Origin of the sequence: Streptomyces sp. NBC_00988 (genome assembly GCF_045162645.1) — a bacterium.
In the GTDB taxonomy this organism is placed as follows: Bacteria; Actinomycetota; Actinomycetes; order Streptomycetales; family Streptomycetaceae; genus Streptomyces.
The window spans coordinates 10888274-10913857 of sequence record NZ_CP108730.1 but is presented as its reverse complement, the minus strand read 5'-3'; the positions used below and the strand labels follow the sequence as shown (position 1 = coordinate 10913857).

The following is a 25584-nucleotide window of genomic DNA, read 5'->3' as shown; positions in this document are numbered from 1 at the left end:
CCGGGTTAGCATCAGCCCACCGCGCCGTTCCAACTACGGGGGACGGGCGGCGCAAACAAGGGGGCTAGAAGCCGGATGTCGGTCAAGGTCAGTGTCGTCGTCCCTGTGTACAACCCAGGGCCTTATATCGAGGATTGCATCTCCTCTCTCCTCAGGCAGTCGCTGCCCAACGATGAGTACGAGGCGATCTTCGTCGACGACGGCTCGACGGACGGCACGCCCGCACGGCTCGACGAGATCGCCGCCGAGCACCCCCACATGCACGTGATCCACCAGGAGGCGTCGGGCTGGTCGGGCAAGCCCCGCAACGTCGGGATCGCCGCCTCCAAGGGCGAGTTCGTCATGTTCGTCGACAACGACGACTACCTCGGCGACGAGGCCCTGGAGCGGATGTACGAGTACGGCGTGGCCAACGGCGCCGACGTGATCGTCGGCAAGATGGCCGGCAAGGGCCGCGCCGTACCCGTGGAGCTGTTCCGCAAGAACTATCCGCACGCGTCGGTCGCGACCGCGCCGCTGATGGACAGCCTCACCCCGCACAAGATGCTCCGCCGCGCGTTCCTCGACCGCATCAACCTGCGGTTCCCCGAGGGGCGTCGCCGCCTGGAGGACCACGTCTTCGTGACGGAGGCCTACCTCGCCGCGGACAACGTCGCCGTGCTCAGCGACTACGTCTGCTACTACCACATCAAGCGCGAGGACGCCTCGAACGCCGGCTTCCAACGCTTCGACCCCGTCGGCTACTTCAAGAACCTGCGCGAGGCCCTCGACGTCGTCGAGAAGTACACCGAGCCCGGTGCGGCCCGTGACAAGATCTTCCGGCGCTGGCTGCGCGTGGAGATGATGGAGCGCCTCGGCGGCGGCCGGCTGCTGAAGGCCCCCGACGAGTACCGCCGTGAACTCCTCAAGGAGATCCGCGGTGTCATGACCGAGCGCTTCGGCCCCGGTGTCGCGGCCGGTCTCGGCCCGCGGCTGCGGGTCGTCGCCGCCCTCGCCGCCGCCGACCGCTACGACGACCTCGTCGAGCTCGCCGAGTGGGAGGCCTCCCTCAAGCCGACCGCGGTCCCGGGCGAGATCGAGTGGCGGGACGGCAAGCTGCTCGTCCACTACCAGGCCGAGTTCGTCATCGACGGCAAGCCGGCGGTCTTCGAGGCCAAGGGCGCCCCCGCTCCCAAGCACCCGGAGCCGAAGACCCTCGCCGAGGCGACGGCCATGCTGACGGCCGACGCCACCGCCAACTTCAAGAAGGCGACGGCCGACCTCGTCCTCCGCGAACGCACCAGCGCCGCCTCGCACTTCCAGCCCGTGCAGCTCTCGCACGAGACGGTCGCCGATGGCGACGGAGTACGGCTGGTCCTGCACGCCACGGCCACCATCGACCCGGCCACGGCGGCCGTCGGCTCCCCGCTGGGCGGCGGCCTCTGGGACACCTACGTCCGCGTCGTGATCGGCTCCTGGAACAAGGAGTGCCGCCTCGGCCCGGTCCCGCAGCACGGCGAGAACGCCGGGCACGCCGGTGTCGTCTCCGGCCAGGTCATGCTCCCGTACTACACGGAGCCGCACGGCAACTTCTCCCTGGACGTCGACAAGGCGAGCAAGCGCCTCGGCCTCGCCGACCTCAAGCCCGGCGACTTCACGGTCACCGGCGCCCGCGTCGGCGTCCTGCTCCCCTTCTACGTCCCCGCCAGCACCGACGTACTCCTGCGGCTGACCCACAAGTCGTCCGGTACAACGCTGGACGTGCCCGGTGTGGTCTCCCCCGAGTCCTCCGGCGCACGGCTGGCCGCCGAGGTGCCGGCCGCGGATCTGAAGGACGCGGCGTGGAACGCGTCGGTGTGCCTGACCCCGGCCGCGACCGGGCAGCGTTTCCTGGCGCTGCCGGTGCGGCTGACCGGTGACGCCGGCGGTATCCGGGTGGAGGCGGCGCCGAAGGCCGCGAAGCCCGCCGAGCCCAAGCCGGCGCCGAAGCCGGTGGCCGCCAAGCCCAAGCCCGGGCTGGCCCGCCGGGTGGCGCGCAAGCTGAAGCGCGCCCTGAACAAGTAGCGGTACCCGAGAACGAGTCGCGGTACCCGAGCAAGCAGCAGTGCCCGAGCAAGTCGGAGGACGGAAGAACGTGCGATCACTGGGGATTGAAGGCGCCTGGGTCCTGGAACCCAAGGTCTTCCCTGACGACCGGGGCAGTTTCCACGAGTGGTACCGCGGTGAGGAGTTCCGCGAGGCCACCGGGTACGACCTGGCTCTGTCCCAGGCCAACTGCTCGGTCTCGCGGCGGGGTGTGGTGCGCGGAGTGCACTTCTCCGACGTGCCGCCGAGCCAGGCCAAGTACGTCAAGTGCGTGCGCGGCGCCGTCCTCGACGTGATCGTGGACATCCGTGTCGGCTCTCCCACGTTCGGTCAGTGGGAGGCCGTCCGGCTGGACGACGAGACCAAGCACGCCGTGTTCCTCGCGGAGGGTCTCGGTCACGCGTTCATGGCGCTGACCGACGACGCGACGGTCGTGTACCTGTGCTCGACGGGTTACTCGCCCGGCCGTGAGCACGGGATCAACCCGCTCGACCCGGCGCTGGGCATCGCCTGGCCCGAGGGCTTCGAGCCGGTGCTGTCCGACAAGGACGCGGAGGCGCCGACATTGGCAGAGGCGGAGCAGTCAGGACTTCTTCCGTCCTACGCGGACTGCTCCGCCTACTACGAGCGACTGCGGAGTGGGCAGCTCAGCGACTGACGCTGAGCTGCTCCACCGAGCGGCGCAGGGGCTCCCAGCCGCGGGACCGCTTGGTCCCGCGGTCCCGCGCTTTGGCGAGGGGGCCCCAGAAGCCGGCATCGAGCAGCGCCTCGGGCTTCACCGCGGTGGTGCGCTCCAGGATCGCCTCGGGCACCTTCTGCGGGTCCGGGACCTCGAACTCGGCGACGATCTCGTCGTACTTGTCCTTGAGGACGGTGCTGCTGGGGTCGGCGCCGAAGACCACGAGCTGGCCCGTGGGCTGGGTGTCGACCAGGACCGTCACCAGGTCGGGACGGTAGCGGTTGAGAATCTCGATGAGCTTGTAGACGTCACCGGTCCAGGCGTCGGTGTGCCGGTCCCGGGCGGCCTCGTCGATGCTGCGCGGCAGCATGTCGTCGAAGACGATGACGCTGGCCCAGTCCGAGTGCTTCTCCACGTTGATGAAGTCGCGCAGCGCGTACTCGAACAGGTGCATGCCGTCGATGAACGACAGGTCCAGCGTGACGGTCCGCCACCAGCCCAACGGGCTGCGGTTGCGGGCCAGTTGACGCAGCGGGTGACGGCCGCCGCGCAGGTGCACCAGCGGGTTGTCCCGGGCGAAGAAGTCGTCACTGGTCGCCTTGGCCAGGTGGACGTCACAGCGGATCTCCGTGACCACCTTGAACGCGGGATCGATCGCAACACTGGGCACCCGGGAGAGCGTCAGGCTGCGGCCGTCGTTGACGCCGATCTCCAGGTAGTTGCGGTTCGCGGTTGACTTGTGGAGCCCCCGCAGGAACTCATGACGTTTCACGAAGAAATCTCCTTGCGGATGTGAGGAAGTGCTTCGTGCAGGGCGGACCGCCAGTCCCTCGGCGGTTCCAGGCCGACCTCCCGCCACCGCTCGTGCCCGAGGGCGCTGTAGGCGGGGCGGGGCGCGGGACGGACGAAGGCCGCGCTCGTGGTGGGGCGGACACGCTCCGGGTCGGCGTCGATGAGCCGGAACACCTCCTGTGCGAGACCGTGCCAGCTGGTCTCGCCGGAGCTGGTCGCGTGGAACACCCCGTGCGCGCCTTCGACTTGGCCGATACGGGCGCCGAGATCGGCGATCCGTACGGCGACGTCGGCGGTCCAGGTCGGTTGACCGCGCTGGTCGTCGACGACGTCGAGAGTGTCGCGACGTGCCTCCAGCTCGATCATCGTGCGGACGAAGTTACCCCCACAGGCTCCGTACAGCCAAGCCGTGCGTACGACGGCGCTCGCTCCTGGCAGTTCCTCCAACACGGCCTGCTCGCCCGCGAGTTTGGTCCGGCCGTAGGCGGTGCGCGGGGCGGTGGAGTGATTCTCCGGGTACGGCGTGCTGCGGGCCTCGCCGTCGAAGACGTAGTCGGTGGAGACGTGCACCAGTCGCGCGCCCGAGGCGGCGCAGGCACGGGCGAGGAGCCGGGGCCCCTCGCCGTTGATGCGAAGGGCCCGCTCCTCGTCGGTCTCGGCGTCGTCGACGGCGGTGTACGCCGCGCAGTTCACCACCACGTCGGGGTGGTGTTCCGCGAACGCCCGGTCCACCGACGCGGGGTCGGTGATGTCCAGGGCGGCGCGGTCGAGACCGACGAACTGCTCACCGCGGCGGGCGAGTTCCTCCAGCACATCGTGGCCGAGCATCCCGCCGGCACCGGTGACCAGCCACTTCATCAGCCGCGCTCCACCCGGGCCTTGAGGGGCTCCCACCAAGCCCGGTTGTCGCGGTACCAGGCGACGGTGTCGGCCAGGCCCGAGGCGAAGTCGTGCTGCGGCTGGTAGCCGAGCTCGTCGTGGATCTTGGACCAGTCGACGGAGTAGCGCAGGTCGTGGCCCTTGCGGTCCTCGACGCGCTCGACCCGGTCCCAGTCGGCGCCACAGGCTTCGAGCAGCAGGCCGGTGAGCTCCTTGTTGCTGAGCTCGGTGCCGCCGCCGATGTTGTAGACCTCGCCGGCGCGGCCCTTGGTGCGGACGAGCTCGATGCCCTGGCAGTGGTCCTCGACGTGCAGCCAGTCGCGGACGTTGAGGCCCTCGCCGTAGAGCGGGACCTTCTTGCCGTCGAGGAGGTTGCTGACGAACAGCGGGATGACCTTCTCGGGGAACTGGTGCGGCCCGTAGTTGTTCGAGCAGCGGGTGACGCGGACGTCCAGGCCGTGGGTGCGGTGGTAGGCCAGGGCGAGCAGGTCGGAGGACGCCTTCGACGCGGAGTAGGGCGAGTTGGGCGCCAGCGGGTGGGTCTCGGGCCAGGAGCCGGTCTCGATGGAGCCGTAGACCTCGTCGGTGGAGATGTGCACGAACGGGGTGCGGTAGCGCAGGGCCGCGTCCAGCAGGACCTGGGTGCCCACCACGTTGGTGCGGACGAAGTCGGCGGCGCCGTTGATCGAGCGGTCCACGTGGGACTCGGCGGCGAAGTGGACGACCTGGTCCGCCTCGGCCATCAGCTTGTCGACCAGTTCGGCGTCGCAGATGTCGCCCTGGACGAACTCCAGGCGCGGGTGGCCTATTTCCAGGTTGTCGAGCGTGCCGGCGTACGTGAGCTTGTCCAGCACCGTGATGCGGGGCGCGTCAGCCGCGTCCGAGGCGAGGAGCGTGCGGACGTACGTGGAACCGATGAAGCCGGCGGCGCCGGTGACGAGGAGATTCATGAACGGATCTGCACCTTGCTGTGGTCTCCGAGAACGAGGCGGTGGGCGCTGGGTACCCCCGGAGCGGGGGTCACTTCGACGTGCTTGCCGATCAGCGAGGACTCGATCCGGCCCACCCCGGCGATGGACGAGTCCTGCAGCACTATGGAGAACTCCAGCTCACTGTCGGTGATCCTGCAGTTCTCCGCGACCGAGGTGAACGGTCCGACGTAGGAGTCGCTCACGACGGTTCCTGACCCGATGATGACGGGGCCGACGATGCGCGAACGCTCGATGCGCGCGCCTTCCTCGATCACCACGCGGCCGATGGTCTCGGACGCGTCGTCGACCTCGCCGTCGATGCGGCGGTCCATGCTCTCCAGGACGGTCCGGTTGACCTCAAGCATGTCGACGACGTTGCCCGTGTCCTTCCAGTAGCCGTGGATGACCGAGGAGCGCACGTCGGCGCCGTCGTCGATCAGCTGCTGGATGGCGTGGGTGATCTCCAACTCGCCGCGCCAGGACGGCTTGATGGCGCGCACGGCGTCGTGGATGGCGGGCGTGAACAGGTAGACACCGACCAGAGCGAGGTCGCTCTTGGGGTGCTCCGGCTTCTCCTCCAGGCCGATGACCTGGCCGGATTCGCTGAGTTCGGCGACGCCGAAGGAGCGGGGGTCGGGCACGTGGGTGAGCAGGATCTGCGCGTCGGGCTTGTTGGTCTGGAAGCCCTCGACGAGACCGGTGATGCCGCCGACGATGAAGTTGTCACCGAGGTACATCACGAAGTCGTCGTCGCCGAGGTATTCGCGCGCGATCAGTACGGCGTGGGCCAGTCCGAGGGGACGGTCCTGTGGGATGTAGGTGATCTGCAGGCCGAACTTCGACCCGTCACCCACCGCCTCCTCGATCTCCGCCGCCGTGTCACCGACGATGATGCCGACCTCGGTGATTCCCGCGTCGGCGAGTGATTCGAGCCCGTAGAAAAGGACGGCCTTGTTGGCCACCGGGACGAGCTGTTTTGCCGATGTGTGTGTGATCGGCCTCAGGCGGGATCCAGTGCCGCCGGAGAGAACGAGAGCCTTCATCGCTTCACCTTAGCGTCATCTTTGGACATGCATCGTTCCTCCCTATGTTCGTTTATTACGACCGGCCAACGATGAGGGAGACGGGAGGTGTCTAAGAGGCGGCCGGGCCGGACATATCACCCGCCGCGCGCTCCACGTCCGCCTGGACCTCGGCCCGGTCGAGGCCCTCGTCCTTCGCATACTCGCTCACCGCGGCCTGCGCGTCACGGCCCAGATCGCGCCAGGCTCGCCAGGCGGTCTCGTAGGTCTCGGTCTGCGCCTCGGTCCAGGGTTCGTGGGCGGGGGCACCGAGGGCGTCCCGCATCTCCTTGACCCTGGCGCGCGCCTCGTCGGCAGCGCGCTGCTTCTCGACCAGTTCTTCGAAGGTGTGTGCCACAAGCAGGGACCCCATCACGCCGGGTGCGCGCGGCCGTCCCGACCTGCCGTTACGCGCCCGCGGAGGCACCCGTGCGGCCGTCTACGGGTCGAGCGCGATCTCGGCCCACACCTGTTTCCCGCCGCTCACCGGCACCGTGCCCCAGGCCGCCGACATGGCCTCGACGAGGAGGATGCCGCGCCCGCCGGTGGCCTCCCAGCCGATGCTGGTGGGTTTGACCGGGGTGCGCGGCGAGGAGTCGGCGACGGCGACACGGAACCGCCGGTTGACGAGGGTGAGGTCGAGGCGGACCGGCCCGTCGGTGTGCACCAGGGCGTTGGTGACCAGTTCGGAGACCACGAGCAGGATGGTGTCGGTCTCCTCGGTGACGCCCCAGGTGCGCAGGGTGCGCTTGGTGAAGCGGCGGGCGTGCCGGGCGGCCTCGGGGACGCGCCACACTGTCCAGTTCTCGCGCCGGGGGCGGGTGGCCAGGCCGTCGTAGCGCATGAGGAGGAGGGCCACGTCGTCCTCGCGGCGGGCGTTGCCGAGCAGGGCGTCGGCGACGAGGCCGAGGTGGGCGGGGTCGGAGACGGCGAGGCCGTGGGCGAGCCGGTCGAGGCCCTCGTCGATGTCGGCCTCCTTGGACTCCACAAGGCCGTCGGTGGTGAGGGCGACGACCGTGCCGGGCTGGAGCCGCAGCGGGCTCATGGGGAAGTCCGCCTGGGTCACCACGCCGAGCGGTGGTCCGCCGTCCGCGTAGGGGATCTCGGTGCTGCCGTCCGGGTACCGCAGGACGGGCGGGAGATGGCCGGCCCGTACGTACCAGGCGGAACCTTCCTCCAGGTTCACGTCGACGTAGCAGCAGGTGGCGAAGAGGTCGGTCTCCAGGTCGATGAGCAGGCGGTTGGCGTGCGAGACGACCACGTCGGGCGGGTGTCCCTCGACGGCGTAGGCGCGCAGCGCGGTGCGCATCTGGCCCATGAGGGTGGCGGCGCCCGCGTTGTGGCCCTGGACGTCGCCGATGACGAGGGCGACGTGGTTGTCGGGCAGCGGGATCACGTCGTACCAGTCGCCGCCGACCTCAAGACCGGCCGTGGTCGGCAGATAGCGGGCTACGGCGACCGCGCCGGGCAGGGTGGGCAGGCGGCGCGGCAGCAGCTGGCGCTGGAGCATGCCGACGAGTTCGTGCTCGGCGTCGAAGGCATGGGCGCGCATCAGGGCCTGGCCCGCGAGGCCGGCGGAGGCGGTGAGCAGGGCGCGTTCGTCGGGGCCGAAGACGTGCGGGGCGTCCCAGCCGATCAGACAGGCACCGGACACCCGGCCACCGGCGGACAGCGGCAGGACGGCGAGGCCACCGGGTCCGACCTGGGCGAGGGCGGGTTCCAGGTCGGTGCCCGCGGGCCAGATCGCGGCGCGGCCGTCGCGCAGGGCGGCGGCGAGGGTGGGCATCGTGCGGACGGGCGCGTCGGGCCATTCGCTGCGCCATTCCAGGCGCCACAGCTCGGGCCAGGCCTCCGGTTCGGGCGGGTCGAGGACGGTGACGACGAGGCGGTCGCCCTCCAGTTCCGCGAGCGCGATCCGGTCGGCGCGCAGCGGTTTGCGCAGGGCGGCGACCACGGCCTGGCTGACGTCACGGACCGTGCCGGCCATGGCGAGGGCGGCGGCGAGGCGCTGGACGCGGGCCACGTCGTTGACGCCGGAGCGCAGCTGGGAGGCGGCGCCGACGGTGCCGACGAGGCGGGCCGGGCGGCCGTCACCGCCGGGCAGGAGCCGGCCGCGCAGCCGCAGCCACCTCGGCGTCCCCGAGGGCTGCAGCACCCGGAACTCCAGCTCACGGTCGCCGATGGCCATGTGGTCGGCCTCGACGACGGACATCAGCGAGGGCAGGTCCTCCGGCACGGTCAGCCCGAGCAGGGTCTCGACCCTGCCGTCGAAGTCGTCCGGGCCGAGCCCGAACAGTTCCAGGACGTCGCCGCCGACCTCGACCCGCCCGGTGTCCATGGCCAGGTCGAACGCGCCCGCGGCCACGTCCTCGCCCGCCACCGTCTCGGCGGGTACCGGGATCGCGACGGCCTCGGCGATCAGCGCGAGGCACTCGCGGTCCTCGGTGCCGAAGCCGTCCGGGCGTTCACCGACCGCGAGCAGACAGCCGCCGTCCCGGTCGCCGCGCACGGGCAGCGCCGCCAGGTGGAACTCCGCCGACGGCAGCCGTCGCGCGTCACCGCCCGCGGCCAGTTCCTCGGGGCCGAGCCACACCGCGTGCCCGGCCCGCCGCACCTCGGCGACCGGTGATCCCCCGGCCGCCGGATAGCCGTCCCGCAGCCCGTACAGGGTCCGCGGCACCCCGACCGACTCGACGAGGCAGAGCAGGTCGGCGTCGTCACCCGGTGTGTACACCCCGGCGAAGGTCGCACCGGCGAAGACGAGGGCCTGTTCGAGGACGCGGCGCAGCCGTTCGCGGGGGTCGAGATCGACGGTGAGCGTTTTGAGGGCAAGTTCGGCACGCAGCGTTCGCGTTCCGCGTCCCTCAGCGCCCTCACTGACCACGTCCGCAATTACAGCGCTTATGCGCCGACTGCGCAGCCCCTGTGACCGTTCCGTGGAGATGAGGGACCGGATGGACCCACTTCCGGCTCGAAAGGCGCCGAACAAGTCTTTACGCGTGCGTACCGCACAGGGATCTCATGACAGGCGTGACTGTCCGCGTCCGTGGCCCGGCTGGGAGATTCGAGCCGGGCCACGGAGGGGGACGACCATGGACAAGCGGTACGAGGTGTACGCGCTCGCCGACCGACACTTCTACGAGACACCGGACCGCCTGTCCGCGCCCGGCACGGACACCGCCGCGCCCCTGTTCGACACGGCGCGCCGCGAGGTCCCGGAGGGCTGGAGCTCGGCCCGCATCGGCGACTGGCTGACGCTGACCCCGCTCGACGAGGACGGCGGCCCCTTACCCGGACCGGCCCAGGGATGGAAGATCCACGCCTCGGCCACCCGGGCGAACGCGGACCGCATCGCCGCCCTCGTGTGGGACTACTGCGTCCCGCGCCGCATCCCGTTCAAGTTCGTCCCGGGCCCCCACTTACTCCACCTGCGCAACACGAAGTACGCGGGCCGCGACACCAGCGGCAAGTTCGTCACGGTCTACCCGTCCGACGAGGACCAACTCCACGAGATCCTCAGCGAGTTGGGTAAACTCCTGGAGGGCTTCGAGGGCCCGTACATCCTCACCGACCTCCGCTGGTACGACGGCCCGCTCTACGTCCGTTACGGAGCGTTCGCGCGCACCTTCGTCGTCGACGAGCGGGGCTCGCTGGTGCCGGCGGTGCGGGACGGCTCGGGGCAGCTGGTGCCGGACCGGCGGGCGCCGTCCTTCCAGATCCCGGAGTGGGTGACGCTGCCGGCGTTCCTGGAACCCCATCTCGCGGCGCGCAACACCACGACGGTGGGCGACCTTCCGTACCGCATCGAGAAGGCGCTGCACTTCTCGAACGGCGGCGGGGTGTACGCGGGCACCGACACCCGGGACGGGCGCAAGGTCGTCCTCAAGGAGGGGCGGCCGCACGCGGGGCTCGCCTCGGACGGTGCGGACGCGATCGTCCGGCTGGAGCGCGAGAGGCTGGCGCTGGAGCGGGTCGCCGGGACCGGGGTGGTGCCCGAGGTGCGGGACTGGTTCCTGCTGGGTGAACACCGGTTCCTGGCCATGGACTTCGTCGAGGGGCGCCCCCTCAGCTCATTCTTCGCGGAACGGCATCCGCTGCTCACCCCGGACCCCGACCCGGAGGCGGTGGCCGCGTACACGGCGTGGGCGCTGAAGATCCACGCGGCGGTCGATCGGGCGATGGAGGCGGTGCACGCGCGCGGGATCGTCTTCAACGACCTGCACATCTTCAACGTCATCGTCGCGCCCGACGAGGAGTCCGTGTTCCTCATCGACTTCGAGGCGGCGGCCCCGGCCGAGGAGAACGGCCGCCAAGTCGTCGCCCACCCGGGCTTCTTCGCGCCGCCGGACCGCCGGGGCGTCGACGTCGACCGGTACGCGCTGGCCTGTCTGCGGCTCGCCCTGTTCCTGCCGGTGACCACGCTGTTCGTGGTCGACCGCGGCAAGGCGGCCCACCTGGCCGAGGTGATCGCGGGCCAATTCCCGGACGTGCCAAGGGAGTTCCTGGACAAGGCGGTCGCGGAGATCACCCGGGGCACGAGCACGGTCGCTCCGGCCTTCGTGCGGCCCGGCGACTGGCCCTACAGCCGCGACTCGATGGTCAAGGCGATCCTCGCCTCGGCGACCCCGGACCGGGACGACCGCCTCTTCCCGGGCGACGTGGCCCAGTTCTCCGACGGCGGCGGACTCGGCCTGGCGCACGGCGCGGCCGGTGTCCTGTACGCCCTCGACGCGACCGGCGCCGACCGCTACGAGGAGGGCGAGCGCTGGCTCCTGGACCGCACCGCCCCTTCCCCGACCGGCACCCCGCTCGGCCTGTACGACGGACTCGCGGGCGTCGCCCACGTCCTCGACCGGCTCGGCCACCGCCAACGCGCCCTCGACCTGATCACCGGCATCCTCGCGGAACGCTGGCAGAACCTCTCCTCCGACCTGCACGGCGGCCTGGCCGGCCTCGGCCTGGTCCTGGGCCAACTGGCCGCCGACACCGGCGAGTCGGAGCTGCGCGAGCGGGCGGCGGAGGCCGCGGACATCCTCGTACGACGCCTCGCGGAACCGCACCCCGCGACACCCCGACGGCGGGCCGGGCTGCTGCGGGGCGCGAGCGGACCCGCGCTGTTCCTGCTGCGGCAGTACGAGCGGACCGGCGACCGGCGCCTGCTCGACGCGGCAACTGACGCCCTGCGCCGCGACCTTGAGTGCTGTGTCGTGCAGCGCGGCGGCGGTCTTGAGGTCGACGAGGGGTGGCGGACGCTGCCGTACCTCGGCGACGGAAGCGTGGGCCTGGGCATGGTGATCGACGACCTACTGGCCCAAGTCTCGGACCAGGACGAAGAGTTCGAGCGAGCCCGCGCCGGCATCCTCACCGCCGCCACCTCCCGCTTCTACGCGCAGCCCGGACTCTTCCAGGGCCGCGCGGGGATGATCCTGCACCTCGCCCGGACGACCGCGCCGGGCGCCGACGCCCACAGGCTGGCCGAACAAGTCGCGGGTCTGGGTTGGTTCGCGATGTCGTACGAGGGCCAACTCGCTTTCCCCGGGCACCAGATGATGCGGCTGTCCATGGACCTGGGCACCGGAACCGCCGGGTGCCTGCTCGCGCTCGGCGCGGCCTTCGGCGATGCCGGGTCCATGCCAGGGCTGCCCTTCCTGCCGCCGCTCCGGCGGCCCACTCAGCGCGGCTCCGCGATCTGACGGAGTCGTGACACCACCACCCCGTCCCCACAACGAAAGGACATCTCATGGCACTTCTCGACCTGCAGACGATGGAATCCGACGAGCACAACGACGGCGGCGCGAGCACCGTCAGCCTGCTCTCCTGCATCAGCGCGGCGAGCGTTCTGCTCTGTCTCTGACGACACGGTGAACCCACGGCTCCGGGCGGCCCCCTCACACGAGGGGCGGGCCGCCCGGGGTCCACGTCACGTCACCCCGAAGGACCGCCGTATGACGACGCATGCCGAGGGCGACCCGGTGAACAGTTCGCTGCTCCGGTCGGCCGTCCGCGCCGCCGGGGTGCGCTGCGTGGCGCTGGGCGCGGTCAGTACGGCGTCCACGGCCGCCGCGCTGCTGCTGCCCGCCGTGCTGGGCCGGACCCTGGACCACCTGCTGGCGCACGCCCCGGCGGCGCGCTGGGTGTGGGGGTGCGCGGGGCTGGTGCTGCTGATCGGAGTGCTGGACGCGTGCGGGACGGTGCTCGACGGGACGGTCACCGCCGGTTCGACGGCATGGCTGCGCCGACGCGTCACCGGGCATGTGTTGGCCCTCGGCCCGCGTGCCAACTCCCGTTTCGGCACTGGGGAGTTGGTGGCCCGGCTGGTAGGTAACGCCGCGCAGGCCGGGACGGCACCGGGTGCGGTGGCCGCGCTGCTCGCGGCACTGGCGGGACCGGTCGGAGGCGTGGTCGCACTGGCGTTGATCGACCCGTGGCTGGCGGCCGTCTTCCTGGCCGGGGCTCCGCTCCTCACCTTCCTCCTCCGCGCCTTCGCCCGGGACACGTCGGAGTGCGTGACGCGCTACCAGCAGATCCAGGGCCGGATAGCGTCGGCGCTCGCGGAGGCGATGGGCGGTTTCCGTACGATCCAGGCGGCGGGTGCGGCGGACCGCGAGACGGCACGGATCCTGCGCCCCCTGCCCGAACTGTCCCGCGCGGGCCACCGCATGTGGCGGGTGCAGGGGCGGGCCGCGGCGCAGGCGGTCACCGTGGCGCCCCTCCTCCAACTGGCCGTCGTAGCCGTGGCGGGCTACCAGCTGACGAGGCACGTCCTCACGGTGGGCGAGGTGCTGGCCGCGTCCCGGTACGCGGTGCTGGCGACGGGCGTAGGCGTCCTCGTCGGCCAACTGTCGGGCCTGCTCCGCGCGAAGGCAGCGACCCGGCGCCTGGACGAGATCCTCGCCGAACCGGCCCCCGTCCACGGACACTGCCAACTCCCGCCAGGACCCGGCCACTTGGAGCTACGCGGCGTGACCACCCGGCACCGCGAACGCACCGTCCTCGACGGCATCGACCTGGTAATCCCCGGCGGCACGACCCTCGCCGTCGTCGGCCGCTCCGGCGCCGGCAAGTCACTCCTCGCGGCGATCGCGGGCCGCCTGACCGACCCGGACGCGGGCGAGGTCCTCCTCGACGGGGTCCCGCTCCGCGACCTGCGCCACGACGCGCTGCGCGACGCGATCGGCTACGCCTTCGACCGTCCGACCCTGCTCGGCACGACCATGGAGGACACGATCGCGTTCGGCCTACGGTCGCCGTCCCCCGCCCAAGTCCGGGATGCGGCGGGAAAGGCCCACGCGGACGCCTTCATCTGCCGCCTCCCCCACGGCTACGCCACCCCCGTCGCCGACGCCCCTCACTCCGGCGGCGAGTCCCAACGCCTCGGCCTGGCAAGGGCGTTCGCCCACGAGGGCCGCGTCCTGATCCTCGACGACGCCCTCTCCAGCCTCGACACCATCACGGAACACCACATCACGAACTCCCTCACGGGCCCCGCCTCCACAGGCACCCGCCTCCTCATCGCCCACCGCGCCGCTACGGCGGCCCGCGCGGACCTGGTGGCGTGGCTGGACGAGGGGCGGGTGCGGGCGGTGGGGGCGCATGCGGAGTTGTGGGGGGTGGCGGGGTATCGGGGGGTGTTCGGGGAGGGGGATGAGATCGGCGTGGGGGTGGGGGGTGCGGGGAGGAGCAGGCGGGGAGGGGCTCGGGGCGTAGAGGGATCAGGGAGTACCGAGAGGGCATTGCCCGGAGAGCCTCGGGGCGCAGAGAGCGGGGCAGGCTGATGTCAGGTGGGGAGAGGTCGCCGATTCAGGGCGGGGAGGAGCAGGCGGGCGGACGGAACGAGCCGATATCGAACGAGGACGATCGGGTCTGCCAGGGGGCGCCCACCTGTCACGACGACATCGGCGGTCACCCGGAAACGAACCCGCCGGCGGCCGATACCGGACGGCGCACCGGTACCGAGGACAACGGTGGTGGCCGTAGGCGTAGCCTCCGTGATCTACGCGGCCTCCGTGATCTGCGCGGGCGACGACAGAACCCGGCGCCGCCCGGCACCGAGCCGACGGAGACCCGCCGACGCACCGGCGACGACATCCATCAGTACCGCCACTTCCTTCGTCGGCAACAACAAGAACCGACACCGCCGCTCGATGCCCACCCGAACGAGACCGCGCGACCCGCCGAGCCCTACGCCGACAGCAGCGCCCCTCGGCGCGGCCTGCGCTTCCTTCACCGACGGCAGGAATCCACGCCGCCCGAAGCCCGGTCGGCAGAGACCATGCCATCCCCCCAGTCCCACGACACTGGCAGCACCCCCCAGCGTGGCCTCCGTTTCCTGCGTGGACGACGACAGGACTCGGTGCCGCCAGATACCGAGTCGGCGGACACCTGGCGACGCACCGCGCCCCAGCGCGGCGACAACATCCATCAGCACCGCCTCCGCTTCCTTCTGCGCCAGCGACAGGAACCGGCGCCGCTCGATGCCCGGCCGAAAGCAACCCCGCGCCCTGTCCGGCCCCACGAGGGCAGCAGTGCCCCTCGGCGCGGCCCGCACTTCCTTCACCTGCGACGGCGAGAACCCGCGCAACCCGAAACCCGGTCGGGAGAGGCCACGCCATCGCCCCAGCGCGCCCTCCGTTTCCTCCACCGCCGACCACAGCAACTCCCGCCGCCCGAAGCCCAACCGCAAAAGACCACCCCACCGCACAACACCGCCACCATCCCCCGCCGCGGCCTCCGCTTCCTCCGTGCCCGCCGGCCGGTGCTCGTGCGGCTCGCCTGCTGGTCCGTGCTGGAGACCGGGCAGACCTTCCTCGTCGGGTACGGGCTCGCCCGGGCGCTGGATGCCGGGTTTCTCGTGGGGCGGGGTGGGGTCGGGCTCGCGTGGCTCGGGGTGGCTGGGATCGGGGTCGTCGTCGGGGCGTTCGGGACCGGGCGGGTCTATCGGGGTGTCGCCGATCTGGTCGAACCGCTCCGGGACCGGCTCGTGGAGCGGGTCGTCGCACGCGGGGTGCGGGAGGCGGACGGTGGGGCGCTGTCAGGGCTGACCCAGCAGGTGGAGCTGGCCCGGGACACCTTCGCGGGGCTGGTGATGGTGTCCCGGTCGTTCCTGTTCACCGCGGTGGGCGCGCTGGCAGGGCTCTTCTCACTCGATCCGCTGCTCCTTCTCGTCGTGGCGCCACCGCTCATCGCCGGGGTGTGCCTGTTCACGGCGACCCTGCGTCCACTGGCCCGCCGACAGGAGACCTTCCTCCTCGCCGACGAGGCCCTCGCCGACCGACTGGGCACCGTCTGCCCCGGCCTGCGGGACATCACGGCGGCCGGTGCCGAGGAACGGGTCGCCACCGACGCCGGACACCTCGTCGACGCCGAACTGCGTGCCGCCCGTTCACTGGCCCGCTGGGGCGTCCTCCGCGTGGCGTCCCTCGCGATCGGCGGCCAGTTGCCGATCGTGCTGCTCCTCGCCACCGCCCCCTGGCTCCTCGGCCACGGCGTCACCCCGGGCGGCCTGGTCGGCGCCCTCGCCTACGTCACCCAGTCCCTGCTGCCCGCCCTCCAGAACCTGGTCCACGGCCTGGGCACGAGCGGCTCCCGCCTCGCGGTGGTCTTGCGCCGCCTGGCACCTGCGTCGACCTCCGTCCCCGACCTCGCCGCGCCACCACCGGACGAGCCCGTCCTTCGCGATGCCGACCCCGCCCTCGCCCAAGGCACTCACCTGGCCGTCGAAGACCCGAACGGCACTCCGACCACCGTCCCTCACCTTGCCTCGCAACCGGCCGGCGAACCCGCCCCTGACAACCCCAACCCCCCAGCCCTCTCCCTGACCTCCGTCACCTTCGCCTACGGCGCCGCCGGCGAACCCGTCCTCCGCGACCTCACCCTCGCCCTCCCCCAAGGCGCCCACCTGGCCGTCGTAGGCCCGAGCGGTATCGGGAAATCCACGCTCACCGCCCTCACCGCCGGGCTGCTGAAGCCCGGACGCGGCACGATCCGGATGTACGGGCGGCCGGTGTCCGAGACAGTCGCCCAGCGCGTGCTGATCCCCCAGGAGGCGTACGTCTTCAGTGGGACCCTCGCCGAGAACCTGGGCCATCTACGGCCGGACCCCGTACCCGAGGCGGAGCTGGTGGCCGCGGCCGAAGCCGTCGGGCTCGGTCCGCTGCTCGAAACCCTCGGCGGGCCCGAGTCCCCCGTCGACCCGGCCGCACTGTCCGCGGGCGAGCGGCAGCTGATCGCGCTCACCCGGGCGTATCTGTCGTACGCCCCGCTCGCCCTCCTCGACGAAGCGACCTGCCACCTCGACCCGGAGACGGAGGAACGCGCCGAACGCGCCTTCGCCCGGCGGGAGCGGAGCGGCGCCGCGCTCGTCGTCGTCGCGCATCGGATCAGTTCCGCGCGGCGGGCCGGGTGCGTGCTCGTCATGGACGGGCGGGAGACCGCGCTCGGTACGCACAGCGATTTGCTCCGTCGCTCCCCGCTCTATCGGGAACTGGTGGGCAGCTGGTCGTCAGAGCCAGCCCTCGCCCTGCGAGATACGGATCGCGTCGATGCGGTTGCGGGCCCCGGTCTTGCGGGTGATGGCCGCCATGTAGTTGCGCACGGTCCCGTGGGACAGGTGCAGGCTCCCGGCGATCTCCGCGACGGAGGCGCCCTCGGCAGCCAGGGTTAACACGCTCAGCTCACGACGCGTCAGCGGCATCTCCGCGGCCTTGAGGAATCCGAAGCCCAGCGAGTCGTCAACGAAACGTTTCCCCTCGGCGACGCGCCGGATGGCGTGCACCAGCCGGTCCGGTGGGCTCGCCTTGTCGACGTAGCCGAGCGCGCCCTCCTCCAACGCGCGTTTCAGCAGGCCGGGGCGGTGCGCGGTGGCCAGGACGAGGAGGCCGGGCGGGGCGGGGCCGGTGCCGCGCGGGCCCACTTCGCCGAGTGGCGGGATTCCGTACGCGTCGTCGCAGTCGAGGTCCGCCGCGCAGACGTCCGGCCGTACGGACCGGACGCGACCGGGTGCGGTGCGCCACGGGGTGTCCCAGACCCCGAGGCCGGGTTCGCGGCGGAGCCACTCCGCGAGGACCGATCGCACCAGACACGCGTCGTGCACCAGAAGTAGCCGGATCACTGCTGTCCCTTCGACTCGCCGTTCGCCGGTTTCACGGTGGTTTCGCGTGTTCCCCATTGTTCGCGACCGTGACCGCGCGCGGGCCCGGAGATCCGGCCAACAGGGTGCGCGGGGGCGCACGCGAGGCGCCCGTACGCCGCCGCGCGCTTCGATTCGGGGGGTATACGACCGGGGCCTTCGGGGTACGAGCGCGCGCCCCACCGCCGGGGAACGGTCTCGCTCGCCGTGCGCGTCCGGCCCCCAGGGTGGAGCCTGATCACTGGGAACAGGACCGCACGGCCGGGCGAGGAGGTGGTCGGCGTGTCCGACGGGCAGGCGTCCCGGCAGGCGCCGGTCGGGCGGCCGATGCTGTCTCTCGCGCTGGCCGCGATGATGGACGGCGTCCACGCGCACTCGGGCGCGGTGTATCTGCTGACGCCCGACGAGCCGGTGCTGGAGATGGCGGTGATGGCCGGGCTGCCCCGCGCGTTCGCGGCGCCCTGGGAGCGGGTCGGGCTGAGCGCGCCGATCCCGGTCGCCGAAGCGGTGCGCGAGCGGCGGCTGATCTGGGTCGGTGGCGAGGAGGACATGGCCCGCCACTATCCGCGCATCGCGGTCGTGCTGCCGTACCCCTTCGCCCTGGCCGCCGTGCCGATCGCCACGGAGTCGACGGTCTACGGCTCGGTCTTCGTGACCTGGCCCGGTTCGCATCCGCCGGTGCTCTCCGACCGGGACCGCGACCAGCTCACCTCCGCGTGCGACCGGCTCGCGGTGCGGCTGGAGCGTGCCGTCGAGGAGCGGCACCCGGTGCGCGCGGAACCCGATCTCCTCGCGACCGGGCCCGCGGCGAGCGTGGCCGGGACGCTGGGGACGGTCGAGGCGGCGCGGATGGTGGCCCGGCTGCCGTACGGGCTGTGTTCGCTGGATCTGCACGGGCGGATCGGCTTCGCGAACGCGGCGGCCGGGGAGCTGCTCGGCATGTCGGTGAGCAGTCTGCTCGGCACCCAGTTGTGGGCGGCGGTGCCCTGGCTCAACGACCCGGTGTACGAGGACCGTTACCGTGCCGCGCTGCTCAGTCAGCAGGTCACGTCGTTCGTGGCGCTGCGGCCGCCGGGCGAGTGGCTGTCGTTCCGGATGTATCCGAGCACGACCGGGCTGAGCGTACGGATCAGCCGGGCGCGGGCGGTGACGGAGCTGGGCCGGGCGGCACCGGAGCCGGGTGAAGGGCCGTCGCGCCTGGTGACCATCTCGCAGGTGCTGAGCCTGGCCGGGGCGCTCACCGAGGCGGTCGGGGTGGAGGACGTGGTGCAGCTGATCGCGGACGAGGTCGCCCCGGCCGTGGGCAGCCAGGCGCTGGTCGTCCTCGGTTCGCAGGGCGGGCGGCTGCATGTGCTGGGGCACCGCGGCTATCCGGACCCGCATGTCGTGGAGCGCTTCGACGGGATGGCGCTGAACGGGTCGACACCGGGGACGGCCGCCCTGAACAGCGGTGTGCCCGCGTTCTTCGACTCCCGGCAGGAGCTGGAACGGCTGTATCCGAGCCGGCACGCCACCCCCGACGGGTTCGCGGCGTGGGCGTATCTCCCGCTGATCGCGTCCGGACGCCCGGTCGGCACCTGTGTGCTGGCCTACGGCGAGCCGCATGTCTTCCCCGCGGACGAACGGGCCGTGCTGACGAGTCTGGGCGGGCTGATCGCGCAGGCGCTGGAGCGTGCGCTGCTCTACGACGCGAAGAACCAGCTGGCGCATGGACTGCAGGCGGCGCTGCTGCCGCACTCGCTGCCGCCGCTGCCGGGTATCGAGGCCGCCGCCCGCTATCTGCCGGCCACTCAAGGGATGGAGATCGGCGGCGACTTCTACGACCTGGTGACCTCCGAGGGACTCGCGGCCGTGATCGGTGACGTACAGGGGCACAACGTGACCGCGGCCGGCCTGATGGGGCAGATCCGGACCGCCGTCCGCGCGTACACGACCGTCGGCCAGGCCCCGGAGGAGGTCATGCGCAGCACCAACCGGCTGCTGATCGACCTCGGTTCCGAACTCTTCGCGAGCTGTCTGTATCTACGGCTCGATCCCGCGCGCGGTACGGCCGTGATGGCGCGGGCCGGGCATCCGCCGCCGTTGCTGCGCCGGCCGGACGGGCGGGTGCGGGTGCTGGACCTGGCGGGCGGTCCGCTGCTGGGCATCGACGCCGACGCCGTCTATCCGACGACGGAGGTCGATCTCGCGCCCGGTTCCGTCCTCGCCCTCTACACCGACGGGCTCATCGAGTCACCCGGCGTCGACATCGAGGACGCCCTGGCCGAACTGGGCCAACGCCTCGCAGCGGCAGGGGACTTGCCGCTGGAGGAGATCGCCGACGAACTGGTGCGGCACAGTGCCGCCGCACAGGAGCGGATCGACGACGTGGCGCTGCTTCTGCTGCGGGCCCGGTAGCCGGGACCGGATTCAACTGCCGTGCACGCAGGGCGGTCCGGCCCTCCCGCCGGAGGGCCGGACCGATCCACCGCCGACCTGATGGAAGGGGTCGGATCAGTGGTTCGAGGTGAGCGACGAACCGTCGTCGGCCCCGTTGCCGGCGTCCTGGCCGGTGCCGCTCTGGTCCTCACCGGTGCCGGTGCCGTCGGTGGCCGACGGGTCGACCGCTCCGGACTGGTCACCCGTGCCGTCGGTCGCGGACGGGTCCACGGCTCCGGACTGGTCACCGGTGCCATCGGTCGCGGACGGGTCCGCGGCGGTCGCCGACGGGTCCGCCGTGGCGGTGTCGCCCGCACCGGCACCCGCGCCCGCGTCGCCGAGGGTGGCACCGGTCGCCGTCAGCGCGGCGGTGACCGGCTGGAAGAAGGTCTCGCCTCCGGCGGTGCAGTCGCCGCTGCCGCCGGAGGTGAGGCCGACCGCGCCGCCGTCCTGGGTGAAGAGCGAGCCGCCGCTGTCACCCGCCTCGGCGCAGACGTCCGTCTGGATGAGGCCGTTGACGGTGTCGACACCGTTGGGGTCGGTCTCGCTCTGGAAGTTGACCGTCGCGTCGAGCCCGGTGACCGTGCCGTCGTGCAGACCGGTGGTGGAGCCCATCCGGAAGACCTGGGTGCCGACCGTGGCGTCCTCGGCCTGGGTGATCTGGACGGTCTGGCCGTTGCCGACGTTGACGTCGCTCGTGGTCTGCGTCGCCGGGTCGTCGTACTTCACGAGGGAGAAGTCGCTGACGGGGAACGTGGCCTGGTCGACCGTGGCGATCGGCTGGCCGTCCTGCGAGTCGGACCACTGCTTCGCCGCGACGCCGCAGTGTCCGGCGGTCAGGAACGCGGGGGCGCCGTCGCTCGCGGTGACGTTGAAGCCGAGGGAGCAGCGCACGCCGCCCTGGTCGGTCTGGGCGAAGATGGCGTCGCCGCCCGAGACCAGCGTCTTGAAGGAGCCGGCGGTCTTCTTGACGGTGGCCATGTTCGTGCCGAGGCTCTTGACGGTCGAGAGCACGGTGTCCCAGTCGGAGCCGGTGACGGTGCTGTCGGCGAGGACCTGGATCTTGTTGGTCTTCGGGTCGACCGACCAGGCGGTACCGGGGACGGTCGCCTTGGTCTTCAACACCTGGGCGGCGGCGGTGAGTTCGGCGGTGCTGTTCTGCACCTCGCGCACCTTGGCGCCGGCCTTCTCCGCCTGCACGACCACGTTGTTGTTGTCGCCCGAGATCACGTTGACGACGAGCTGCTGCGTGGCGCTGTCGTAGTAGGACCCGGCGAAGGCGTCACCCAGCAGTCCGGCGATCTGCGAGGAGAGGTCGGAGGCGCCCGTCGCCTTGAGAGTCTTGGGGGTGGCGGCGCCTGCCGAGTTGTCCTGGGACGCGTTGGCGTTCGGCAGCAGGATCGCCGCGGCTCCGAGAGCGGCGACACCTCCGACGGCTATAACGGCCTTGCGCTTCGGAATTCGCTTGTGACTCAAACTGCTCGACCTCCTGGGGACCGGGGTCTGTGCCGCCGGGCGGCGGCTTATGGGGGGGGCGCCTGGATGCCCGTTGATACGCACGTGTCACGTGGCGCGTTCAATTCCGTTTCCCAACTTCCTTTACAAAACCGGGAATCGGCCATGTCCAAGCCCTGACCCGGCAGGGGTACGAAGGGGCTGCGAGCCAGTGCCTGCGGCGCAACGGCCCCTGCCCGTGCGGTGCGCGGCGAGCGGGCGGATGTCTTGATCGAATCGGTGCCGCCCAAACCTGCCCGTGCGGGTGGGCAGTTCACACGCTCCCGGTCCACTCCCGATCCACACCCGGACCGACACGGAACGCGACCGGTCGGCAACGGTCCGTCGAGGACAGCGGGCGGAATCCTCGCTTCAGAGAATCTGCACAGCGCGTACCCAACGAAGTCACCGGACGCGACAGATCTGCACATGCACACGCCCCCAGCAACGCCTTTGGTGGGGAGTGCCCCATTCCGCTTCGGCGCCGCAAGCCCTCCCGCGGAGCGATGCCGTGCAGCGTGTGAAGAAGTCGCCGACACCTCGTGCCCACGCCTGCACGGTTCGGGGTTCCTGGGGCTCAAGTGCCCTGGTGGGACGGGAGTTTGATTGGCTGCGTCCACCCGCACCGTGCTTTGATCCATCGCACCGCAGGAGCCACCAGGGCTCCGGAAACGGCGCCCGGCGCCTGCGGTCGCGGCCGTCGTCTGTCCCCAGAGGGGGCCGCTCCCCCCTTGTGAATATCCATATGAAGGGAAGTTCCCCCATGAACTCCACCCCCCAGGTCCAGACCGTCGAGATCTCCGACGCCGAGCTCGACAACGTCTCCGGTGGTCTCTCCGTGAACGCCCTTGGCACCGTCACCAACCTGGTTGACGGCGTTGTCCCGGTCTCCGGCCTGGTCGACTCGGTCATCGGCACGGTCGAGGGCACCACCGGCCTGAACGTGGCCCCGGTCACGGGCCTGGTCGCCGGTCTCTGACCGCACCTTGTTACACCGAGTCCCGGAGCCGCTTCCCGGCTCCGGGATTTCGGGTGCCGTAAAAGATCTCTCCCCTAGGTGAGGGAAGTCCCGTGCAGTTCCGCCAACAGGCCCTCGCCAAGCTCCAGTCGCCCGAAGAGCTCGATCTTCCGGTGCGCTTCGCGCGTCCGCAGGGCTGGCTCGTGCTCTCCGTGACGGTGGTCGTGGTGGCCGCCGCGTCCGTGTGGGCGGTGACCGGATCGGTGGCGTCGACCGTCAACGCGTCCGCCATCCTCACGCACGGGGAGGGCAGTTACATCCTGCAGAGCCCCGTGGCCGGACAGGTCACCGCCGTCCTCGCCCAGGAAGGTGCGCGGCTGCCCGCCAACTCCCCTGTCCTGAAGGTCCGTTCGAGCGACGGCGACTCCGTCGTGCGCACGGTCGCCGCGGGCCGGATCACCGCGCTCGCCGCCACCATCGGCCAGATCATCCAGACCGGCGCGAACGTCGCCGCCGTGGAGAAGGTCGCGCACGCCACCGACCCGCTGTACGCGACGGTGTACGTGCCCGCCGAGAACGCGGCCTCCATCCCCGCGAACGCCGCCGTCGACCTGACCGTCTCGACGGCCCCGACGCAGACGTACGGCGTGCTGCGCGGCCAGGTGAAGGCGGTGGACCGGTCCGCCGAGTCGGCGCAGCAGATCTCCGCGTTCCTCGGGGACAGCCAACTCGGCGAGCAGTTCACCAAGAAGGGCCGGCCGGTCGCCGTGCTGGTGAAGCTCGACAAGTCGGCGCGGACGAAGAGCGGTTACAAGTGGTCGTCCCAGGACGGACCCCCCTTCGCCCTCACCTCCATGACCATGGCCTCGGCCTCGATCCGGCTGGCCGATCAGCGTCCCCTCGATTGGCTGCTGCCGTGAGCCCCGCACAGGACACCCGGAGCAGACGCCGCTCCGCCCCGCCGAAACGCCCGGTCCCCAAAGGCCGCGCGAAGACGGTCCGTTCACCCACCGTCCTCCAGATGGAGGCCGTCGAATGCGGCGCCGCCTCCCTCGCGATGGTCCTGGGCCACTACGGCCGCCACATCCCGCTGGAGGAACTGCGCATCGCCTGCGGCGTCTCCCGGGACGGCTCCCGCGCCAGCAACTTGCTGAAGGCGGCGCGCAGTTACAGCCTCACGGCCAAGGGCATGCAGATGGACACGGCCGCCCTCGCCGAAGTGCGGTCCCCCGCCGTCCTGTTCTGGGAGTTCAACCACTACGTCGTCTACGACGGCATGGGGCGCCGCTTCGGCCGCCGCGGGGTGTACATCAACGACCCCGGCAAGGGCCGCCGGTTCGTGCCGATGGAGGACTTCGACGCCAGCTTCACCGGTGTCGTCCTCGTCATGGAGCCGGGCGACGGTTTCGAGAAGGGCGGCCGCAAGCCGGGTGTGCTCGGCGCGATGCCGGCCCGGTTGCGCGGCACCGCGGGCACGATGCCCGCCGCCGTTCTCGCGAGCCTGCTGCTGGTGCTGGTCGGTGCGGCGATGCCCGCCCTCAGCCGGACCTACATCGACATGTTCCTGATAGGTGGTCAGACGTCCCTGCTGGGCGTCCTGTTCGCGTCGATGGGCACCTGCGTGCTGCTCACGCTGGCACTGACCTGGCTCCAGCAGGCGAACCTGCTGCACGGCCGCATCATCTCCTCCACGCTCTCCAGCGCTCGCTTCCTGCGCCATCTGCTGCGGCTGCCGGTGACGTTCTTCTCCCAGCGCAGCCCGGCCGACCTGGTGCAGCGCCTCCAGTCGAACGACGCCGTCGCCGAGACCCTGGCCCGCGACCTGTCGGCGGCGGGCGTGGACGCGGTGGTCGTGGTGCTCTACGCGTTCCTCCTCTATACGTACGACCCCCAACTCACCTATGTCGGCATAGGTGTTGCCCTGCTGAACGTGGTGGCGATGCGGGTCGTCATCCGGCTGCGCGCGACCCGTACGGCAAAGCTGCGCGCCGACTCCGCCCGGCTCACCAACACGGCATACACCGGGCTCCAGTTGATCGAGACGATGAAGGCGACCGGCGGCGAGGACGGCTATTTCCGCAAGTGGGCCGGACAGCACGCCACCACCCTGGAAGAACAGCAGCGGCTCGGTGTGCCGAGCGCCTGGCTGGGCGTGGTCGCCCCGACGCTCGCCTCGCTCAACAGCGCGCTGATCCTGTGGATCGGCGGCATGCGGGCGGTCGAAGGGCACATCTCCGTCGGCCTGTTGGTCGCCTTCCAGGCACTCGTCACCCGCTTCACCGCGCCGATCACCCGGCTCAACGGCGTCGCGGGCCGCATCCAGGACTTCGCGGCCGACGTGGCCCGCCTCAAGGACGTCGAGAACTTCCAGGCCGATCCCCTCTACTCCCGTGCGGGCGGCGCCGATTCGACCCGCCGACTGCAGGGACACGTCGAGCTGGAGAACATCACCTTCGGCTACAGCCCGCTGGACAAGCCGCTGCTCACCGGTTTCGACCTGACGGTCGGCCCGGGCCAGCAGGTGGCGCTGGTCGGCGGCTCCGGCAGCGGCAAGTCCACGGTCTCCAGGCTGATTTCGGGCCTCTACACGCCCTGGGAGGGCGTGATCCGCATCGACAACCACCGGCTGGAGGACATCCCGCGCGGCGCCCTCGCCGCCTCCGTCTCCTTCGTCGACCAGGACGTGTTCCTCTTCGAGGGCTCGGTCCGCGACAACGTGGCGCTGTGGGACCCGTCGATCCCGGACGAGGCCGTGGCGGACGCGCTGCGGGACGCGGCCCTGTACGACGTGGTCATGCGGCGGCCCGGCGGCATCCACAGCCGGGTCGAGCAGGACGGCCGCAACTTCTCCGGCGGTCAGCGTCAACGCCTGGAGATCGCAAGGGCGTTGGTGCGCCGCCCCAGCATCCTCGTGCTCGACGAGGTGACGAGCGCCCTGGACGCGGAGACCGAGCTGGTCGTGATGGACAACCTGCGCAAGCGCGGCTGCGCCTGCGTGGTGATCGCACACCGGCTCAGCACCGTGCGCGACAGCGACGAGATCGTCGTCCTCGAACACGGGACGATCGTGGAACGCGGGCGGCACGACGCCCTGGTGGCGGCCGGCGGCGCATACGCCACGCTGGTCAAGGAGCGCTGAG

At 71.3% G+C, this 25584-nt stretch carries 18 protein-coding genes and 1 pseudogene; 10 read left to right on the top strand and 9 right to left on the bottom strand.

From position 1 onward, the window contains the following. Positions 1–75 precede the first annotated feature (75 nt). A complete protein-coding gene (locus tag OG496_RS49225) occupies positions 76–2043 on the top strand; it encodes a glycosyltransferase family 2 protein (RefSeq protein ID WP_405975551.1) in 1968 nt (655 codons plus the stop codon). 70 nt (positions 2044–2113) lie between these two features. Then, on the top strand, positions 2114–2722 hold the full coding sequence (gene rfbC, locus OG496_RS49220) for a dTDP-4-dehydrorhamnose 3,5-epimerase (protein WP_318020658.1): 609 nt from the start codon (positions 2114–2116) through the stop codon (positions 2720–2722). On the opposite strand, the gene OG496_RS49215 is transcribed toward rfbC, so the two are convergent. The 6 genes from OG496_RS49215 to OG496_RS49190 all read right to left on the bottom strand — a co-directional run bounded on the left by OG496_RS49215 (position 2712) and on the right by OG496_RS49190 (position 9330). Further along, positions 2712–3515, bottom strand: coding sequence for a class I SAM-dependent methyltransferase (locus OG496_RS49215; protein WP_405975550.1), 804 nt, complete (start codon positions 3513–3515; stop codon positions 2712–2714). The genes rfbC and OG496_RS49215 overlap by 11 nt on opposite strands. Continuing rightward, the gene (gene rfbD, locus OG496_RS49210) at positions 3512–4393 is read right to left on the bottom strand and encodes a dTDP-4-dehydrorhamnose reductase (RefSeq protein ID WP_366491556.1); all 882 of its coding nucleotides are present in this window, start codon (positions 4391–4393) and stop codon (positions 3512–3514) included. The genes OG496_RS49215 and rfbD overlap by 4 nt, the downstream gene beginning before the upstream one ends. Further along, positions 4393–5364, bottom strand: a complete 972-nt coding sequence (gene rfbB / locus OG496_RS49205) for a dTDP-glucose 4,6-dehydratase (RefSeq protein WP_019057837.1) — start codon at positions 5362–5364, stop codon at positions 4393–4395. The genes rfbD and rfbB overlap by 1 nt, the downstream gene beginning before the upstream one ends. Next, a complete protein-coding gene (locus OG496_RS49200) occupies positions 5361–6428 on the bottom strand; it encodes a glucose-1-phosphate thymidylyltransferase (protein ID WP_405975549.1) in 1068 nt (355 codons plus the stop codon). The genes rfbB and OG496_RS49200 overlap by 4 nt, the downstream gene beginning before the upstream one ends. 91 nt (positions 6429–6519) lie before the next feature. Then, positions 6520–6804, bottom strand: a complete 285-nt coding sequence (locus tag OG496_RS49195; RefSeq protein ID WP_366491558.1) for a hypothetical protein — start codon at positions 6802–6804, stop codon at positions 6520–6522. A gap of 81 nt (positions 6805–6885) precedes the next feature. Beyond that, positions 6886–9330 carry a SpoIIE family protein phosphatase gene (locus tag OG496_RS49190; RefSeq protein WP_405975548.1) on the bottom strand — a complete coding sequence of 815 codons (2445 nt, stop codon included), beginning with the start codon at positions 9328–9330 and terminating at the stop codon, positions 6886–6888. A 208-nt stretch (positions 9331–9538) separates the two neighbouring features. On the opposite strand from OG496_RS49190, the gene lanKC reads away from it, so the two are divergent. The 3 genes from lanKC to OG496_RS49175 all read left to right on the top strand — a co-directional run bounded on the left by lanKC (position 9539) and on the right by OG496_RS49175 (position 14221). Next, on the top strand, positions 9539–12139 hold the full coding sequence (gene lanKC / locus OG496_RS49185) for a class III lanthionine synthetase LanKC (protein WP_405975547.1): 2601 nt from the start codon (positions 9539–9541) through the stop codon (positions 12137–12139). A gap of 47 nt (positions 12140–12186) precedes the next feature. Next, entirely contained in the window at positions 12187–12300 is a 114-nt protein-coding gene (locus tag OG496_RS49180; protein ID WP_366491561.1) for a SapB/AmfS family lanthipeptide, read from the top strand. A 91-nt stretch (positions 12301–12391) separates the two neighbouring features. Further along, entirely contained in the window at positions 12392–14221 is a 1830-nt protein-coding gene (locus OG496_RS49175; protein ID WP_405975546.1) for an ABC transporter ATP-binding protein, read from the top strand. 218 nt (positions 14222–14439) lie between these two features. Here the strand turns inward: OG496_RS49175 and OG496_RS49170 are convergent, their stop codons facing one another. Continuing rightward, positions 14440–15087, bottom strand: a complete 648-nt coding sequence (locus OG496_RS49170; RefSeq protein WP_405975545.1) for a hypothetical protein — start codon at positions 15085–15087, stop codon at positions 14440–14442. A 444-nt stretch (positions 15088–15531) separates the two neighbouring features. On the opposite strand from OG496_RS49170, the pseudogene OG496_RS49165 reads away from it, so the two are divergent. After that, positions 15532–16671, top strand: a pseudogene (locus OG496_RS49165) (ATP-binding cassette domain-containing protein); the annotation flags it as partial. A 276-nt stretch (positions 16672–16947) separates the two neighbouring features. Here the strand turns inward: OG496_RS49165 and OG496_RS49160 are convergent. Further along, on the bottom strand, positions 16948–17556 hold the full coding sequence (locus OG496_RS49160; RefSeq protein ID WP_405975544.1) for a LuxR C-terminal-related transcriptional regulator: 609 nt from the start codon (positions 17554–17556) through the stop codon (positions 16948–16950). A gap of 291 nt (positions 17557–17847) precedes the next feature. Between OG496_RS49160 and OG496_RS49155 the strand changes: the two genes are divergently transcribed. Next, positions 17848–19971 (top strand): SpoIIE family protein phosphatase, encoded by a 2124-nt coding sequence (locus OG496_RS49155; protein ID WP_405975543.1) that lies wholly within the window; start codon positions 17848–17850, stop codon positions 19969–19971. Positions 19972–20067: 96 nt separating this feature from the next. On the opposite strand, the gene OG496_RS49150 is transcribed toward OG496_RS49155, so the two are convergent. Beyond that, entirely contained in the window at positions 20068–21468 is a 1401-nt protein-coding gene (locus tag OG496_RS49150) for a S1 family peptidase (protein ID WP_405975542.1), read from the bottom strand. A 781-nt stretch (positions 21469–22249) separates the two neighbouring features. Here OG496_RS49150 and OG496_RS49145 point away from each other — a divergent pair. The 3 genes from OG496_RS49145 to OG496_RS49135 all read left to right on the top strand — a co-directional run bounded on the left by OG496_RS49145 (position 22250) and on the right by OG496_RS49135 (position 25583). Then, entirely contained in the window at positions 22250–22465 is a 216-nt protein-coding gene (locus OG496_RS49145; RefSeq protein WP_327399332.1) for a type A2 lantipeptide, read from the top strand. A 92-nt stretch (positions 22466–22557) separates the two neighbouring features. Beyond that, positions 22558–23364: an HlyD family efflux transporter periplasmic adaptor subunit gene (locus tag OG496_RS49140; RefSeq protein WP_366491566.1), complete on the top strand. Its 807-nt coding sequence runs from the start codon at positions 22558–22560 to the stop codon at positions 23362–23364. Next, complete coding sequence (locus OG496_RS49135; RefSeq protein WP_405975541.1) at positions 23361–25583, top strand: NHLP family bacteriocin export ABC transporter peptidase/permease/ATPase subunit; 2223 nt, start codon at positions 23361–23363, stop codon at positions 25581–25583. Before OG496_RS49140 ends, OG496_RS49135 begins: the two co-directional genes overlap by 4 nt. Position 25584: the final 1 nt, after the last annotated feature.